This window comes from Sorangium sp. So ce362 (assembly GCF_051519845.1).
Taxonomy (GTDB): domain Bacteria; phylum Myxococcota_A; class Polyangia; order Polyangiales; family Polyangiaceae; genus Sorangium.
This window is the reverse complement of the sequence record NZ_CP150332.1, coordinates 3,228,391-3,243,944: the sequence shown is the minus strand read 5'-3', so window position 1 is coordinate 3,243,944 and position 15,554 is coordinate 3,228,391. Positions and strand designations below refer to the sequence as shown.

Here is a 15,554-nt window from a genome sequence, read left to right as displayed (position 1 = left end):
TTTCCGGGAGGTTTCCCCGATTTGACGGTGCGTCAAATCGAGGGTGCGAAGGCGCGACCGACGATCGGGCGGAGCGATCCGAGCGGCGCGCGCTAAGGTCGACGGACAGCGGCGCTTGAGCTCACGCGCGCCATCCTCCACAGAACCTCCACAATCGCATCACCGTCGCCCCCCCCACGGCGCTCATGCTCGGCGCAAAGTGCGTCGTCGTCCCGACCCAGGAAAGCCCATGACGTCCAGCACCCTCCCCAAGCACGTCGCGATCATCCTCGATGGCAATGGCCGCTGGGCAGCGGCTCGGGGCCTCGCCCGTATGCAGGGGCACCAGCACGGCGCGCAGGCCGTGCGCCTCTCGGTGCGCGCCTGCCGCGATCGCGGCATCCCGTACCTCACGCTCTACGCGTTCAGCGTGGCGAACTGGTCGCGGCCCAAGGACGAGATCGACGCGCTGATGCGCATCTGCCAGGAGTTCGCCGAGGGGGAGCACGACGAGCTGATCCGGCGCGGCATCGCGGTGCAGGTGGTCGGCGACCTCGAGGAAATCCCGACCCCGACGCGGCGCGCGATGGAGAAGCTCGTGGAGGACACCTCGGGGGGCACCGAGATGACCCTCGCCCTCGCGCTGAGCTACGGCGGCCGCCGCGACATGGCGAACGCGATGCGCGCGCTCGCGGTCCGCGCGCGCGCCGGGCTGGTCATCCCGGAGGAGATCAACGAGAAGTCGCTCCGCAACTTCCTGACGACCAGCTCGATGCCGGATCCGGATCTCATCATCCGCACCGGCGGCGAGAAGCGGCTCAGCGACTTCCTGCTCTTCGAGGCCGCGTACGCGGAGCTGTTCTTCACCGACACGCTCTGGCCCGATTTCGCCGAAGCGACCTTCGACGAGGCGCTCGCGACCTACGCCCGGCGGCAGCGGCGTTACGGCCGGACCGGCGAGCAGGTCCGGCGGCTGGTCGCGTCGAGCTGAACGGGCACCGGCGGGGCGCCGCGCCCGTGCGCGCCGCACCCGCGTCGCTCGTTGCGCTCGATTCCGGGGCCGCGATGCAGTACGAAAGACGCGCTTGTCGTCCAAGCGCCCGTAGCTCAGCTGGATAGAGCAGCGGCCTTCTAAGCCGCGGGTCGCAGGTTCGAATCCTGCCGGGCGTGCCGAACGTCCTCTGTGCGTCGCTTGACGGTCCTGCCCGCAGCGGACCACCATGTTCCTGGAGCCATGGAAAAGCGGGGCGCGCTCGTGCTGGGAGGTCTGGTGCTGGGCGCGGCCTGCGCGCTCGCGGCAGGGCGGGTGCGCGCCCAGGTGCCCGCGCCGAGCCTCCCCGCCCCGCGATGGGAGCAGGATTGCGAGCAGACGCACGGCGTGGAGGAAGCGCGCGCCGTCGCCAAGGCGCGCGGGGAGAGCGGCTGGGAGCTCGTGGCGCTGGACGCCGGCGTGATGTGCTTCAAGAGGCCGGCCCCGGCGCCTCTGAAGCCGGCCGAGCCCTGGCCGGGCTACTGACGCATCGGCGCGGCGCGCGGCGCCTCCCTGCCCGCCGTTCGAGGCGCAGCGGCCCCCCCGGGCGCTTCCCCGTACCGCCGGGGCGCGCGCCGTTGTAAGTCGATCGGCATGAGCGGAGAGCCCCTGTCGGAGCGAGAGTTCGACGCCGTGGCCGATCGGTCGCTGCGCGCGCTGGATCGGGCGATCAATGAGATCCCCGACGGTGTCGAGGCCGACCTGCAGAGCGGCATCCTCACCCTGGAGTTCGAGGACGGCATCAAGTACATCGTCAACAGCCACCGCGCGGCGCGGCAGATCTGGATGGCCGCCGAGCGGGCCGCGTGGCACTTCGACTACCGGCAGTCCGAGGGCCGGTGGCTGGCGCAGAAGACCGGCGAGGAGCTCTGGAGCACGCTCGAGGCCGTGCTCTCCCGGAAGCTCGGCCGCGCCGTGAAGCTCGATCGCTGAGCCCCGCCGCTCACAGCGCGAAGCGGATCCCGAGCGCTCCGAGCGGGCCCGTCACGGAGGCGCCGACCCGCAGATCGAAGGCGACGCGGTCCCACGGGCGGAACGCGAGGCCGATCTCGGGGAAGAGGAGCCATGGATAGACGACCGGCTTCAGGCCCTGGGGCCTCCCCTTGGGACGGGTGAACCAGCTCGGCTCGACATAGCCGGGGTAATGATTCGCGTCGTAGTCGAGCTGGTTGCAGTACCGGAAGCTCCCGGCCGGGTTGTTCGGTCCGCGGCACTTCACGTAGCGGTACGGGTCTCCCGGCACGAAAGAGCTCTGGTCGCCGGGGACGGCGTCGCCCGGGTACGCCTGGGTCCGGTAGAGCTCGCCCATGAACATCCAGCCCACGCCGAGGCCCGCCCCGACGCGGAAGGCGAACAGCTCATCGCGATCGAGCGGGATGTTCCAGACCAGGCGAACATCCGCCTGGAGCGCCTGGAGATCGCTCTCGATGATCTCGTAGTCGGTGTCGGGGTGCCCCTTCGGCTTGAACGGCGTCTCGTGCAGCCGGAGGCGCGCGTAGGCGACGGAGAAGACGAGATCGAACCGCCCGAGCCTCTTGGACAGCGAGACGTCTCCGCCGGGGAAGAGGGCATGCCGTCCCCCTTCTCCGAAGAGCTCGAACATGACCTGGGGGACGAAGAAGCCCCGAAAGCCGGCGCCGAGCCACACGCTCCGTTGCTTGCGCACAGCCGGCGGCGTGGGCTCGGGCATCTCCACCGGCGGCTTCGCCTTCTCCTCGGCGCTCGCCGCGACGCGCGGCTTGCCTTCGACCGGCTTCGGCGGCTCCTTCTCCGGCGGCTTCGTCGCCGCGGGCTCCGGCGGCTCCTTCTCCGGCGGCTTCTTCTCCGACGGCTTCGTCGCCGCGGGCTTCGGCGGCTTCTTCTCCGGAGGCTTCGTCGCCGCGGGCTTCGGCGGCGGCTTCGTCGCGCTGACCTTCGGCTTGAGGCGCAGCTTGATCACGCGCCGCTGCTTCTCCTTCAGCGTGATCTTCTGCGTGAGCTCCGCGTACCCATCGGCCCGGGCGACGATCACCAGCCGCTTGCCGGGATCGAATCGCTGCGGTCTCGATGGATCCCGGGTCGCCGCGCCGTCGATCTCGATGACGAGCCCTTCGTAGGGCTCCACCGGCGCAACGACGAGCGTCGGGATGCGCCCGTCGAGCTGCGGCGCCTTCTTCTTGGCCGATGTGATGGCCGCGACATCGCGCGCGTTGTAACCGGGCTGCTTTTTCTCGCTCGCGACCGTGTGATAAATCTCGCTGGCCTTCAGCATGTCGCCCTGCTTCACGTAGCAGTCGGCGAGCGGGACCGCAGAGCTCGGGCGATGCCGCTGGCGCTCGGCGGATTCGAGGAGCGGGATCGCCCGCTTGCATTGTCCGCCTTTGGCCGCGTTGATGCCCTGGTTCGCCTCCTTGTCGCCCGGCGCGGCGAGCGCCGCGTGGGCGAACAGCAGAGCCAGAACGCCGAAGAGAGAAGCGATCGGAAGACGCAAGAGGCGCTCAGTCTACCACCTCATCCGCGGCGCGCGCGGGACGGACGCGCCCGCTGCGACGCTGCGACCACGGATGTCGCGAACGGCGCGGCGGCTCGAGGTACGGAGCAGCGCGAGGCGCCTCCCACATTGGCGCCTGCATCCCCAGATGGCCGCCCCGACGGAGCGAGCGCGGCCTGGACGGCCCGCCGTCCGGGCGATCGCGCGGGCCGCCGGGGGAGACACGGTGCTTTGCCGGGATCCCGAGCGTCCCCCGGAGGCGTGCCCGGAACGCCGAAGCGCTGCAGACGAAAAGCTCGACGGACTCCTCTTTACACCTTCGACGCTGGCCGAGAGCCCCTGTAAGCTCCCCCGGAATGGCTTCCGGCGCAGGTATCGAAGAACCGCACGGGCTGGGCGAGAGCACCAGCGCAGAGGGATCGGGCGGCGGCGTTTTGTCCGGACCCGTGCGGCGTACATTGAAGGCAGGCGAGATCCCGAACACCCTGATCGAGTGCGGGCACTCGGTCGAGTGCGCGGGCTGTCCGCTCATCGCGGGTGATTACGCAGAGCAGCTCAGCACGAAGCGCGCGCGGGTCGTGTCCGCCGCCGCGCACTACCCGTCGCTCCAGCTGCTCCAGACGAGCCCGGTCATCCCGGCCGATCCGATCACCGGCTATCGCGGTCGAGCGAAGCTCATCGTCGCCCCCTCCGGCGCGATCGGGCTGTACGGCCGCACGGGGCATCACGAGGTCGTCGACATCCCTGGCTGCAGGGTCCTCGCCCCGGCCCTCGCCGCGGTGACCTCGCGGCTCCGCGAGCTGATCGCGTCCCCACCGCCGGAGGTCCGGCCGCTGCTCCTGCCGTACGATCCGGCGAGGGGCGGCGTGCTCCGCGCGCTCGATCTGCGCGAGGTCCACCTCGCGCCCGGGACGCCGCTCTTCGCGGAGATGGGGGCGACCGAGGACAACCCGGCGTTCGTGCTGATCACGTTCGTCCTCCAGCGCGAGCGCGCGTGCACGCGCGACGAGCTGCGGGAGGCCGGCCGCGCCATCCGCCAGATGCTCCCCCGCGTCATCGGCATCGCGGCGAACTTCCACGACGCGGAGGCGCCGCAGATCCTCGGGCCCGAGACGATCGTGCTCGATGGCGTCTCGCACGCGGAGGACCGGATCGGGCAGACCTACCACATCGCCGCGTTCGGCTCGTTCGTGCAGGCGCACCGCGCGCAGGCCGCGCGCGTGCACGCCCTCCTGCTCCGCGAGATCGCGTCGCTCGAGAACGACGGGCCCGTGATCGAGGGCGAGGCGCCGATGGGCCCGGCCTCCCGGCGCAAGGAGCCCCCGCGCGTCCTCGATCTGTACGGCGGCTCGGGCGCGATCTCGCTCGCCCTGGCGCAAGGCGGCAACCGGGTCCTGATGGTCGAGTCGTTCGCGCCCGCGGCGGCGAACGCGCGCGCCGCGGCGGAGGCGCAGGGGCTGAGCCAGCGCATCGAGGTGCGCACCGGCGACGTCTCGGAGATCGTGAGCTCCCTCGTCAACAGCACGGAGAAGTTCGACGGCATCGTGGTGAACCCGCCGCGCCGCGGCGTCTCCCCGACGGCGCGCGAGGCGATCGCGCGCCTCGGCGCGCCGCTGCTCGTCTACGTCTCGTGCGATCCCGACACGCTCGCGCGCGACCTCGATCACTTCTGCCGCCTCGGGTACTCGTCGACGGAGCTCACCCCGCTCGACATGATCCCGCTCACGGAGGAGATCGAGACGATCGCCGCCCTCCGCAGGACGCCCCCTCCGGCGCCGAAGGTCATCTACGACGACGACGACGTGCTGGTCGTCGAGAAGGGCCCGCACGAGCCGGTGGCCACGCAGCCCGAGTACCTCGGCTCGCTGCTCGCCCGCTGCGCCCGCATCCCCGGCAACACAACGACGCCCGTCATCGTGCACGCGCTGGATCCGGGCACGAGCGGCCTGGTCATGCTGGCGCGCAACGAGGAGGCGGCCGCGCGCTGGGGCGAGGCGCTCACGAAGACGGGGCGCCTCATCTACCTGGCCGCGGCCAAGGGCGTCACGCCGGGCAAGGGCGCGATCACCCGCGATCTCCGCGAGGGGACACGCACGTACACGGCGCGCACGCGCTACCGCCGCCTCGCGGTCGCCTCGGGCCACTCGATCCTCCGCGTCATCCCGGACGGCGGGCGCACGCACCAGATCCGGCGGCACCTCGCCGCGATCGGCCACCCGATCCTCGGCGACGAGCGCTACGGCCACGTGCCCACGAACCGCTACTTCGAGGAGAAGCACGGGCTCGATCGCTCGTTCGTGCACCTCGTGCGCATCGAGATCGAGCACCCCCGCACCGGGGTGAAGATGATCATCGAGTCGACGCTGCCCGGCGATCTGCGCTCGGCGCTCGAGCGCTCGACCGGGCCGTCGGTCCTCCGCTTCCTCGAGCAGAAGCACGCCCTCGGCGAGCAGCGGGCGGTCGCCGTGCTGACGACCGCCACGGACGAGCCCGCTCCGAGCAGCAGGATGATCCCGCTGCGCACCGAGGACGCCGAGTCCGCGCCGCCTCCCTCCATCCGCAGCCCCGGGCCCATCTCGATCCGCGTCCCGGATCTGGACGAGTCGCCGCGGACCATCCGGCACCCCATCGTCTCGACCGGCGACGAGGACTGAGCGGCCCCGCGCCGCGCGCGGGCAGGAGACCGACCGGCCGGCCGCCGCGGCCCGTGGCGCGGCGGCGACCACCTCGCTCGCGGCGGCCGCCCCCTTCCCCGCAGCGCCATCCACCGTACCTGGGCGCCGCAGGTCCGTTGGATCTCAAAGGGCGTGGGTCCGCCTGTGTGCCCGACCCGCCCACCTTGGAGCGATGGGCTGCGAGCGGATCTGGTAGGCTTGCCGGCCGCATGTCCACGTTTCCAGAAGACCGCCCTCGCATCCTCGTCGTGGACGACGAGAAGGTGATCCGCGACATGCTGGCCGACTTCCTCGGCATGGAGGGCTACTACGTTCGCACTGCAGAGGACGGCACCAGCGCCCTGAGCGAGCTCACGAAGGGTCATTACGACCTCGTGATCAGCGACCTCAAGATGCCGCGGATGGGCGGCATCGCGCTGCTGGACGAGATCGGCAAGACGGCGCCGAACGCGCTCACGGTCATCATGACGGGCTTCGGCACCGTCGAGACCGCGATCGACGCCATGAAGCGCGGCGCCTACGACTACGTGCTCAAGCCGTTCAAGCTGGACGAGGTGGTGCACGTGGTCCAGCGCGGCATCGAGAAGCAGCGGATGGCCGCGGAGAACATCCGGCTGCGCGAGGCGGTGTCGCTCTACAAGGTGAGCGAGGCCATCGCGGCGAGCCTCTCGCTCGACCAGGTGCTCGAGACCGTCGCGGACAGCTGTCTCCACGAGGTGCGCGGCGATCTCATCTCGACGTGGCTCGACGACGGCGAGGGCAGCTTCTTCGAGCGGCAGCACCTCCGCGGCCCGTCGGTCCCGACGGGGGCCGACCTCGGCCGGCTCGACCCGGCGCTCGTGCTCGATCACTTTCGTCCCGAGGCGCTGCTCCTCGAGCAGGGCATGAAGGGGCTCAGGTTCTTCGCGGCGGAGCCGGCGCTGCCGCTCCAGTCGCTGGTCGCCGTGCCGCTCCGCATCCAGAAGCGGGTCATGGGCTTCGTCGCCGTCGCGTCGTTCACCCGGACGAAGCGCTTCGACGAGGGGCAGCGCAAGCTGCTCAGCATCATCGGATCGCGCGCCGCGGCGGCGATCGAGAACGCGCGCCTCTACCAGGACCTCCAGGCGACGTTCCAGCAGACGATCGAGGGCCTCGCCAAGGCCATCGACAAGATGGACCGCTACACCGCGGGCCACTCGGATCGGGTCGCCGTCTACGCGGTGATGCTGGCGCAGCGGCTCGGCCTCGGCCCGATCGAGATCGAGATCGTCCGGCAGAGCGCGCTCATGCACGACATCGGCAAGATCGGGTGCGTGCTCAACCTGAACAAGCCGGGCAAGCTCACGAACGACGAGTACGAGGTGTTCAAGCGGCACCCCGTCTACGGGCGCGACATCCTCGAGCCGATCAAGTTCCTGCACCCGCTCATCCCCGGCGTGCACCTGCACCACGAGCGCTGGGATGGGCGCGGCTACCCGCTCCGGATGCGTGGCAACGAGATCCCCATCATCGCGCGCATCATCTCCGTGGCCGACACGTACGACGCGATGACGAGCGATCGCTCGTACCGCCGCGCGCTCCCGCACGAGGTCGCGGTGGCCGAGATCGAGCGGTGCTCGGGCTCGCAGTTCGACCCCGAGGTCGCGGCCAGCTTCACGACGCACATCGAGGCGTACCGCGACGAGCGGCGGGCGCGCGGCGAGAAGGTCCCCGAGTAGCCATGCCGACCAACCCGCTCCGCGATCTCCTGCAGCCCGCGAGGGACCAGGGCGCCCCGCTCGGAGCGCCGAAGCCGCGGAGCGCGCGCGCCGTGTGGATCGGCCGGCGCCGCTACGCCCCGATCCACGATCTTCAGAAGCAGCTCGTCGAGGCGCGCGCGCAGGGGCGGCTCGGCGACACGATCCTCCTCCTGGAGCACGAGCCCGTCATCACGCTCGGCCCGCGGGCGAACCCGGAGAACGTGCTGCTCGACTCCGGCGCGCTGAACGAGCGCGACATCGACCTCGTCGCGACGGGCCGCGGGGGCGACGTCACTTACCACGGCCCCGGCCAGCTCGTGTGCTACCCGCTGCTCGATCTGCGGCCGGACCGGTGCGACGTGCGCAGGTACGTGCGGGCGCTCGCGGAGGTGATGATCCTGCTCGCGCGCGAGCACCACGTCGAGGGCGGCGTGGTCGACGGGATGATCGGCGTCTGGGTCGATCGCGCGGCCCCGGAGGAGTGGGGCGGCGCCGAGTGGGCGCGCGAGATCGCCAAGCTCGGCGCGATCGGCGTGCGCCTGTCGCGCTGGCTCACGATGCACGGCTTCGCGTTCAACATCACGGTCGACCTCGCGGCGTTCGAACTGATCGTGCCCTGCGGCATCCGCGATCACGGGGTGACATCGCTCCACCAGCTCACCGGACGGAAGCTCACCGTCGCCGAGGTCGCCCTCGCCAGCGCCCCGCAGCTCGCCCGCGGGCTCGATCTCGACGTCGCCCGCGTGGAGGATCTGTCGGCGGTCGCCGATCTCGCCGATCTCGCCGGCGCGCTGATCGCCCCGGAGGCCGTGGCCGGCGAGGGCCGGGGCGCTCGATAGCGAGCGGCCGGCGGACGACGCCGCGCGATGGGCCGCGCCGCCGAGGCAGTGTCGCTCGGCCGCGCCGTGGGCTAAAGCCGTCCCGTGCGCGCGCAGCCCACGATACGGCCCCGTGAAAGCCACGGCTCCCTTGTGCACCGCGGCGCCTCGGCCGCGCGGCCGCGCTGGCGGCGGCCCCTCGCCCTGGTGCTCGCCACGGCGGCCGTGGCGCTGCTCGTGTTCGCGCTGCTCGCCCCCGTCGCGCTGGTCTTCGCCGGCAGGCGCAGCGCCGCGGCGTGCCTCGCGTCGATCGAGGCGCCGCGCGGCCCCGCGTTGCCCGACTGCCGGCCCGAGATCCGCTGGTTCCCGCTGCCGTCGCGGCTGCCGTGGACTTACCGGACGGCGAGCACGCTGGCCGAGGAGCTCGGCGTGCGCACCGCGGTCGCCGGGTACATCGACGCCGCCGTCGGCCGGCCGGATCGCGCGGCGCTCGCCGGCGCGACCGCGGCCGTGGCGACGGCGGAGGCCGCGGTCGCCGCCGGCTCCAGGCGCATCACGTTCGACGAGCTGGGGCCCGCGGGCGGCGCGCCGAGCCTCGCGCGCGAGGCGGCGCGCCTCGGCGATCGCCGCACGCTCCTGGAGCAGCCGGATCGCTGGGCCGACTGGCACGTGCGCGTGCACACCCTCCGCGCGGCGCTCACCGAGGGCGACCTGCAGCGCGCGCTCGCGATCGCGACACGCTACGCGGGGATGGACCCCCGCGACGAGGATCTGCGCACGACGGTCGCCGCGATCCTCTGCCTCGGCACGGGAGCAGAAGCCAAGCGTGGCGTCGAGCTCCTGACGCTGACCCAGGACGACCGGGCATCGAAGCGCCACGCGGGCATGGTGCGCAACTGGGGCGAGGTCCGCGCCGTCCTGGTCGCCTGCGCTGCCCGGGCCGGCGTCGAGCCCCCGCCGATGCCGGAAGACCCCGAGGCCGGCCTGGCCGACGCCGTGGAGGCGCGGCTCGCGCAGCGCGCCCGCCTCGCCGCCGCCCGCGAGGACGCCGCCGAGGCCAAGCCGCACGCCGTGCGCGCGATCCGGGATCTGCTCGTCGCCGCCGCCGCGCTCGATCCGGACGCCCGCGGCGACCTGCTCGCCGTCGTGCTGGCGGAGGGCGGAACGCTCGACGCGAGCGAAGCCGCCGCGCTCGCGCGGCCGGAGTCGGACGAGACCGAGGAGGCCGACGTCGCCGTCGGAGGCGCCGTGGCCGCCCCGGCACGCGGCGCGACCGGCGCTGCGCTGGCGCTGCGCGCGGGCTCGCTGCGCGCGCTCGACTGGCTCCCGGAGCGGGGGCTCGCGCGGCCCGCGATCGCCGGGTCGCTGCGCGCGCGCGCGGCGGCGCGCGCCGCCGAGCTGGCCGCCGACCCTCAGCTATCGCCGGCCGATGGCGACGCCCTGCGCGCCGCCGCGGGAGCCCTCGCGCTGCAGGCCGCCCGTGAGCTCGCCCTCGAGGGCGACGCGCCCCGGGCGATCGACGCGCTGGATCGCCTCGGCGCGCTCGCCCCGGAGCTCGCGCCGGAGGCGGCGCGCGCGCTCGCTCGATCGAGCGTCTGGACCCTCGCCGGCGATCGCGATCGCGCGCTCGACCGGATCGAGCGCGTCGACCTCGCCGCGGCGCCGCCGGCCCTCCACGCGGCCGTGCTCCTGCAGCGCGCCGAGCTCCTCGCCTCGCTCGGGCGCCGGATCGAGGCCGCGCGCGCGGCCGTGCTCGCGGATGAGGCGGCCGCCGCCGCGCGCGCGGCGCGCCCCGGCGATGCGCCCTCGGGGCTCGCCGGGCTCGCGCTGCTCGACGCTCGCGCGCGGTGGACCCGGCTCGCCCTCGCCCTCCCCGGGAGCGGCGAGCCGCTCCGGCAGGGCAGCCCGCCCGCGCTGCTGCCGGCGGACCTCTCCGCCGCCTGGCCGTGGGTCGGCTTCGCGCGCCCCGACGCCCCCTGGGCGCGCGCCGGCCAGCCGGCGTTCTCGCGCGCGCTCGCCGCCTGGAGCGCCGCGCGCGACGCGCCGCCGCCCACGCGCCGCGCGCTCCGCTACGCCGCCCTCCGCCGCCGCGGCGACGCGCCGCCCGCGCTCGTCCCGTACGCCGCGCTCTCGGCGCAGCTGCTCGGCGACGGTGAAGGGGACGCCGAGGTGTGGCTCGACGCCTTCCTCGCGCTCGACGCTCCCCGCTTCTCGCTCCGGCACACCGCCTTCGCCCGGGCCGAGGCGGCGCGATGGCGCGGCGACGAGGACAGCGCGGCCGCATGGCAACGCCGGTACGAAGCCCTGCGCGCCGTGGCCTCCGACCCGGCCCGCGCCGAGATCGCGCGCTACCTCGGCCTCTGAGACCTGCGCGCAGAGCACCTCGCCCCGGGACGGACTCCACCGCCAGAGCGTTCCGTGGCATGCCTTGAAAAACCTGGAGAGCACGTCATCGACCCGCTGGCGGTGGTGGCGCTCGGTTCCTACGCTACAGCCTGGCTCGCGAAGAATTGCTCGCGGGGAGAGTCCTCATGTGTCCTCATTGCGGAAAGAACGCGCCGGTCATTCACCGCGGGCTCGCTGCGTATTGCACCGCGTGCGGCCGGGAGCGCCTGCCGTTTGCGGGCAAGTCGGTCAGCCTGGCGGGGAAGCCGTCCAGGGTCGGCGGAGCTGTCGCGGGCGCGCTCGGCTGGCTGGTCCTCATCGGGGGGATCGGGCTGGCGCTTCTCCTCGGGCTGGGCGCGGCCGCGCTGTTCCCGGGCTCGATCGCCGGCCTCGCGATCGGCCTGCCGATCGGGTTCGTCGCCCTGACGCTCGGCGTGCTTCTCCTGATCAGCGGGCGGAAGCTCTCCCGGTCCGGGGTGAAGGCCTCGCGGGACGCGCAGATCCAGGCGATTTTCTCGCTCGCGTCGCACCGCCGCCGCCCGCTCACCGCGCAGGAGGTCGGCGTCGTGCTCGACCTGCCGGCGTCGGAGGCGGACACCCTGCTCACCGAGCTCGCCAAGGAGCGCCCCGACGACGTGGGCGTCGAGCTCGGCGAGCACGGCGAGCTCCTCTACACCTTCTCCGGGATCACGGGGGCGGCCGGCGTCCGCTTCCCGCAGCCCTCGCTCCGCATCGATCCGGGCCGCGGCGCGGCCGACCCCGCGGCGAGGGTCTTCGCGGAGGAGTTCGATGAAGAGGAAGCGGGCGCGTCCCGCGCTCCCCGCCGCCGCGAGCAGCTCCGCTGAGGATGTCCCGCGGCGCGCATGCTAGCCTCGCGCCGCGCGCCCATCGAGCGCCCGGCGCGCGCCTCCATCGCCTTCGCTCCCTGGTTCGGCGCGGGGGCGCTCCGGGCTGCTCGCCGCCACCGACCATGAGATGCTCCCCTGCCGCCCCGCTGACCGCCACCGCGCTCGCGCTCGTCGCGCTCCTCGCCCCCTCGCAGGCCGACGCCTTTGAACGGCAATGGCACGCCGGCGCCAGCATCGGGTACGCGCTCCTCGCGGACGGCGGAACGTACCCCGGGCTCGGCGGCGGCCTGCACGTCGCCTATGGGCTCACCGACGCGTTCAACGTGATGGCCGAGCTCGACACCGCGTCCCACCCGGGGGGCGATCTCATGTTCCTCGGCGCATCGGCCGGCGCCGCGTACGTCATCGACATCCTGCAGTGGGTCCCTTACATCGGCCTCATGACCGGCGCGTACGACAGCGTGCGCCTCGCGCCCTGCGGCTCGCATGGCCAGCCGAGCTGCCACCGAGGGCAGTTCGGGGTCTCCATCCCGTTCGGCATCGACTACGCCTTCAACCGCCAGTTCGCCGCAGGCTTCGCCGGCAAGTACACGCTGCTCCTCCCGGGCGCAGGCGACGGTCCAGGGAGCTATTTCACGGCGTTCGCCCGCGCGGAGTTTCTCTGGGGCTACTAGCTCGCGCGTGACGTCCTTCGGAGAGATCGGGCGCAGTCGTGCGAGACCTCCGGGCGAGCCAGACGGAAGGAGCGGAGCGTGGAACAGCTTTGGCAGCGTGTTTCTGAGGGCCGGCACACGGCCTTGCTCGACATCGTCCCCGGGGAGCCTCCGCCCCAGCTCGGGCTGCGCGTCCTGCGCGTGCGCTGCGATGTGCCGGAGGTGACGCTGGGGCCGCTGCACGAGGTGCGGACCCAGGTCGAGCGGCTCGTCGGCGGGGCGCCGCCGCTGCTCGATCAGGCGCGCAGCCGCGTCGTCTCCGGGCTGCGGCGCCGGCTCCTCGGCGACGTGCATGAGCGGAGGGTGGACGTCGAGTTCACCGAGGCCGCCAACCGCCTCGCGCAGCACACCGATCGCAGGTGGGCCATCGTCTTCGACGCCGTGGAGCTCGCCGACCACGCCACGCTCGACGTGCTGCGGCGGGTCGTGTCGCGCCCCGACGCGCTCCGGGTCGCGCTCGTCCTGTCCTTCCGCCTGCGTGCGCCCGCCGGCCCCGCCGGCGAGCTGCTCAGCGCCGTGCGCGCCGGCTCCGGCGCCGACGCGATCCTCCGGCCGCCCGACGCCACGACAACGCTGACGAGCGTGACCGCGCCCCCGCCGCCGCCGCAGCTCACGCTGCGCGAGCTGCCCGGCGAGGTGCTCCGGGTGCTCCGGGCCGGCGCGATCGTCGGCTCGGGGTTCGAGGGCGAGCTCGTCGCGGCGCTCCTCCGCGTCGATGCGGTCGACGTGCTCGAGGCGCTGCAGCGCGCCGCGGACGCGGGCGTTCCGCTCGAGGATCGCGGCGAGGGGCGCTTCCACCTGCCGCAGACGATCGTCGAGGCGCTCCGCGGGTCGATCCTCCCATCGCTCGCGCGGCTGTGGCACCGGCGGCTCGCGTCCCTCCTCAGCGAGGAGCCGATCGCGCCGGGCGCTCCGGCGGCGTACGACCCGCGCGCGGCGGCGGGCGCCGTCGCGCCCGACCCCCAGAAGAGCCCTGCCGCGGGGCCTGCCGGCGCGTCGTCTGCGCCGTCCACGTCGACACCCGCCATCGCGACGCCGCGCACGAGCGGCACGATGCCCCCGCCGGCGGCCGCATCGCCGGCGGCCGCATCGCCGGGCGCGCCCACCGCCGCCGCCGTGCAAGTTCTCGAGAGCGGCGGCGCGGCGGCCGCCGACGAGCGGGAGAAGGGCGCCGACGCCGGATCCCTGGGAGCGCGCGGCGGGGTACAGCCGGCGGCGGAGACGCTCAGGCCGCCGCCTGCCGCCGCCCATGCCGGCGGCGCGCACATGAACAGCGCGCGCCGCGCTTACCCGCGCGTCGGCCAGGAGAGGGCCACGCCGATCGCGCCCGCCGGACCGGGCAACCCGCCGTGGCCCTACGCCGAGCTGTTCCCGCGCAGCCCGGAGAGCCGCCGCCGCTCCGAGCCGCCCGAGTCCGTCCGTTTCGACGCCCCGCCCGACTCGCTGGACGCGCCCATCCCGGGGCCGGTGCGGGTGCCCCGCGATCTCGCGCCCGGCAGCGCCGGCGGCCAGGGGGACGAGCCGATCCTCTCGGTCCGTGGGGCTTCGCTGCGCGTCCCCGCCGCGCTGTCCGAGCGACCGCCCCCCGGCGGATCCCGCTCGTCCTTCCCGTGGCCTGCGGCGCCCGACGCCGCGGCCAGCGCGCGCGTCGACCCCGCGCGCGCCGCGGCCGAATCCCTGCGCGCCGCCGCGCCGCTCGGCGTGTCCGTGCACCCGGCCCCGCCCGAGCCCGACCGCGCCGAGGCCGCGAGCGCCGCGGGCGCGTCGGAGCACGGCGCCGGACGCCGCTCCCACGGCGCGCGCGCGGCAGCCCACCTCACCGAGGCCGGCGATCTCGAGGAAGCGGCGCGGCGCTACCGCGGGGCCGCGGCGGAGGCGGCCGCCATGGGCGCGTATGCCCAGGCGCTGAGCTACGGGCGGAAGGCGCTCGCGCTGCTCGACGGCATGCCGGCCACCCCCGCGCGCCGGCGGCTCCGTGTCGGCGCGCTCGCGGGCCTCGCCCGGGTGCAATGGCAGGCGGCCGGCCCTGACCCGGACTTCACGCTCGCGGGCGCGCTCGAGGTGCTCGACGCCGCGCGGGCGCTCCTCGCGCAGGGCGACCCGCCGGAGCTGCACGCCGAGGTCGCCGCGCTCACCGCGAGCGTCTGTTACGACATCGGCGACATGCGCTCGCTCGAGCGCGCGCTGGAGGAGCTCACGACCGCGAGCCGCCTGCTGCTCGACGCCGGGGACGCCCTCGGCTCGGCCCGGCTGCTCAACGATCAGGCGGCGGTCTACGTGCGCATGGGCGATCCCGTCCGGGCGGCGCACCTTCTCACCGAGTCGCGCCGCGTCTTCGAGGATCGGGCCCGGGTCGATCCGGTGGCGCGCGTCGAGCTGGCCGAGACGGACCACCTCTTCGCGCGGATCCCGCTCCACGTCCCCCCCCGGCCCGGGCGCGAGTCCGACGCCCTCTCGCTGGGGATCGACCACGCGCTCGCCGCGGAGCGCACCTACAAGCAGCTCGGGGATGGCCGGGAGCTCGCCCGGGTGTGGGAGACGATCGGCCGTCTGGAGCTCCGCAAGGGCCGCCTCGATCGCGCGACGCAGCGCCTGACCGCCGCGATCGAGGCGGAGGAGGCGCTCGGCGATCTCATCGGCCTTGCCCGCTCGACGGCCGCGCTGGCCGAGGTGCTCTCGGCGAAGGGGCTGCACCGGGAGGCGCTCTCGTTGCTGGCCGAGTCGATGGCGATGAACCTGGAGAAGGGCTCGCCGCTCGGGCTCGCGTACAACCGCCGCGCCCTGAACGCGCTCGTCCCGAACATCTCGCTCCAGGGCGACGAGGCCGAGCTGCTGCGGAAGCTCGCGGCGCAGCTCGCGGCGGCGGAAGCGGCCCTCGGCCGCCTCAGGCTCCCGGGCGAGCCCGACTGAGCCAGCTC

General features: G+C 74.0%; 11 protein-coding genes and 1 tRNA gene. 11 read left to right on the top strand and 1 reads right to left on the bottom strand.

The genetic code is table 11. The annotated features are described in order from the left end of the window. Positions 1–229 precede the first annotated feature (229 nt). From uppS to cyaY, 4 genes are all read left to right on the top strand, one after another. The gene (gene uppS / locus WMF17_RS12865) at positions 230–970 is read left to right on the top strand and encodes a polyprenyl diphosphate synthase (protein ID WP_437602338.1); all 741 of its coding nucleotides are present in this window, start codon (positions 230–232) and stop codon (positions 968–970) included. Positions 971–1,075: 105 nt separating this feature from the next. Further along, positions 1,076–1,149: transfer RNA gene (locus WMF17_RS12860), tRNA-Arg, on the top strand. Between the two features lie 64 nt (positions 1,150–1,213). Then, complete coding sequence (locus tag WMF17_RS12855) at positions 1,214–1,495, top strand: hypothetical protein (protein ID WP_437602337.1); 282 nt, start codon at positions 1,214–1,216, stop codon at positions 1,493–1,495. Between the two features lie 108 nt (positions 1,496–1,603). Beyond that, a complete protein-coding gene (cyaY, locus tag WMF17_RS12850) occupies positions 1,604–1,942 on the top strand; it encodes an iron donor protein CyaY (protein ID WP_437602336.1) in 339 nt (112 codons plus the stop codon). Positions 1,943–1,952: 10 nt separating this feature from the next. On the opposite strand, the gene WMF17_RS12845 is transcribed toward cyaY, so the two are convergent. Continuing rightward, the gene (locus WMF17_RS12845) at positions 1,953–3,479 is read right to left on the bottom strand and encodes a hypothetical protein (RefSeq protein WP_437649655.1); all 1,527 of its coding nucleotides are present in this window, start codon (positions 3,477–3,479) and stop codon (positions 1,953–1,955) included. Between the two features lie 446 nt (positions 3,480–3,925). Here WMF17_RS12845 and WMF17_RS12840 point away from each other — a divergent pair, with 446 nt between their 5' ends. The 7 genes from WMF17_RS12840 to WMF17_RS12810 all read left to right on the top strand — a co-directional run bounded on the left by WMF17_RS12840 (position 3,926) and on the right by WMF17_RS12810 (position 15,546). Then, on the top strand, positions 3,926–6,133 hold the full coding sequence (locus tag WMF17_RS12840; RefSeq protein WP_437602334.1) for a pseudouridine synthase: 2,208 nt from the start codon (positions 3,926–3,928) through the stop codon (positions 6,131–6,133). Between the two features lie 230 nt (positions 6,134–6,363). Further along, a complete protein-coding gene (locus WMF17_RS12835) occupies positions 6,364–7,851 on the top strand; it encodes an HD domain-containing phosphohydrolase (protein WP_437649653.1) in 1,488 nt (495 codons plus the stop codon). 2 nt (positions 7,852–7,853) lie between these two features. Beyond that, a complete protein-coding gene (lipB, locus tag WMF17_RS12830; RefSeq protein ID WP_437649651.1) occupies positions 7,854–8,711 on the top strand; it encodes a lipoyl(octanoyl) transferase LipB in 858 nt (285 codons plus the stop codon). Between the two features lie 84 nt (positions 8,712–8,795). Then, positions 8,796–11,054 carry a hypothetical protein gene (locus tag WMF17_RS12825; RefSeq protein WP_437649649.1) on the top strand — a complete coding sequence of 753 codons (2,259 nt, stop codon included), beginning with the start codon at positions 8,796–8,798 and terminating at the stop codon, positions 11,052–11,054. Between the two features lie 167 nt (positions 11,055–11,221). Continuing rightward, positions 11,222–11,920 (top strand): hypothetical protein, encoded by a 699-nt coding sequence (locus tag WMF17_RS12820; RefSeq protein ID WP_437649648.1) that lies wholly within the window; start codon positions 11,222–11,224, stop codon positions 11,918–11,920. 125 nt (positions 11,921–12,045) lie between these two features. Beyond that, positions 12,046–12,597: an outer membrane beta-barrel protein gene (locus WMF17_RS12815; protein ID WP_437649646.1), complete on the top strand. Its 552-nt coding sequence runs from the start codon at positions 12,046–12,048 to the stop codon at positions 12,595–12,597. 78 nt (positions 12,598–12,675) lie between these two features. After that, the gene (locus WMF17_RS12810; protein ID WP_437649644.1) at positions 12,676–15,546 is read left to right on the top strand and encodes a hypothetical protein; all 2,871 of its coding nucleotides are present in this window, start codon (positions 12,676–12,678) and stop codon (positions 15,544–15,546) included. The last annotated feature ends 8 nt before the right edge of the window (positions 15,547–15,554 follow it).

What these genes read in the sequence shown, in the direction of transcription:
- cyaY (WP_437602336.1), top strand. Translation starts at nt 1,604, where the DNA reads ATGAGCGGAGAGCCCCTGTCGGAGCGAGAGTTCGACGCCGTGGCCGAT.
- WMF17_RS12815 (WP_437649646.1), top strand. Translation starts at nt 12,046, where the DNA reads ATGAGATGCTCCCCTGCCGCCCCGCTGACCGCCACCGCGCTCGCGCTC.
- lipB (WP_437649651.1), top strand. Translation starts at nt 7,854, where the DNA reads ATGCCGACCAACCCGCTCCGCGATCTCCTGCAGCCCGCGAGGGACCAG.
- uppS (WP_437602338.1), top strand. Translation starts at nt 230, where the DNA reads ATGACGTCCAGCACCCTCCCCAAGCACGTCGCGATCATCCTCGATGGC.
- WMF17_RS12820 (WP_437649648.1), top strand. Translation starts at nt 11,222, where the DNA reads ATGTGTCCTCATTGCGGAAAGAACGCGCCGGTCATTCACCGCGGGCTC.
- WMF17_RS12835 (WP_437649653.1), top strand. Translation starts at nt 6,364, where the DNA reads ATGTCCACGTTTCCAGAAGACCGCCCTCGCATCCTCGTCGTGGACGAC.
- WMF17_RS12855 (WP_437602337.1), top strand. Translation starts at nt 1,214, where the DNA reads ATGGAAAAGCGGGGCGCGCTCGTGCTGGGAGGTCTGGTGCTGGGCGCG.